At 65.2% G+C, this 1,106-nt stretch carries 2 protein-coding genes; both read left to right on the top strand.

Features of this window, described 5'->3' with window-relative positions; translation table 11 throughout:
* On the top strand, positions 1 to 182 hold a 182-nt coding region (locus tag BKE38_RS32995; RefSeq protein WP_207553695.1), incomplete at its 5' end, for a hypothetical protein.
* 328 nt (positions 183 to 510) lie between these two features.
* Positions 511 to 1,106 (top strand): hypothetical protein (locus tag BKE38_RS27350; RefSeq protein WP_207553694.1); only part of this gene is annotated, 596 nt, incomplete at its 3' end.

The following is a 1,106-nucleotide window of genomic DNA, read 5'->3' as shown; positions in this document are numbered from 1 at the left end:
CAGCTCCATTCTACTTCCAGAAAACCCGATGCGGTTTTAAATCAGCGCTGAGACCTTCTAAACTACTTAACTTTCAGTGTCAAGCAGAATTTTCAGTCTCGGTAGCGGCCGCTTCAGAAGAACTCGTCTGCGGTGAAAGTTGTTTAGCGGCGATTACTTTGCCGGTCAACACACCGTTTTAAGTTTTTCTAGCGACCCTGCCGGCGACCCGTTTCCCGAAGGCGCCGGGTCAGCGGCAGGGGGCGGCTTCTAGGCCCCCCGGCCGCCCCTGTCAAAGGGGTTTTTCGGGACTTTGCGACGGTTTTTTAGCGGCCTCTCCGGCAGACTGCCGGCGACTCGCGGAGAACAGGGGATGCAAGCCTCAGCCCTTCGTTTCAACACGAATATTTTGCGCGGACTCTGCGCCGCCGCCCTGCGGCCGCGCGGCCAGTTCCGACGTTCCCGCCCCGCATTGACGGCATCGTCCGGAGATTTGTAGCATTGCGCACAAATTCGAGAAGAGGCCTGATCATGCTGCCCTGCCCCCGTCCGGTCTCTTGTCCGGCACCGCCATGGCGGGCGCTGCCCGGCGCGCTGCCGATGCTGGCGAAAGGGCTGCTGCTGACGACAGGGCTGCTGCTGGCGTCCAGCCTCGCCCCGACCCGGGCCATGGCCCAGGCCAGCACTCAGCTCGGCGACCAGGCCGAGGCGCAGCAGGCCGCGCTGGAAGCCGGCGGCTGGCGGCTGACCGGCCAGCTGGACACCGAGCTCAACCTCGACCTCAACGGGCGGCGCGGCGGGCGGCGGGGCTACAGCGACCTGTTCAACAAGACCGAGCTCGGCCTCTATCTCGGCATGCCGGGCGGCTTCGCCCTGAACAGCGTCTTCAAGCTGGAGCCGGCCGAGCGCCCCGCCGATGGCAGCGACCGCGCCTTCCATGCCCATGCCGCCTGGGTGGACCAGCTCTATCTCAGCTGGGCGCAGGGGCCGCTGCAGCTGTTCGCCGGCAAGATCCATCCGCGCTTCGGCATGGCCTGGGACGAGGCGCCAGGGCTCTATGGCGACGATTTCGCCCAGGGCTATGAGCTGTCGGAGAAGATCGGCGGCGGCGTGAACCTGTCGCTCTC

It is taken from the genome of Teichococcus deserti (assembly GCF_001982615.1).
Lineage (GTDB): Bacteria > Pseudomonadota > Alphaproteobacteria > Acetobacterales > Acetobacteraceae > Pseudoroseomonas > Pseudoroseomonas deserti.
This window is presented reverse-complemented; position numbering and strand designations above follow the sequence as displayed.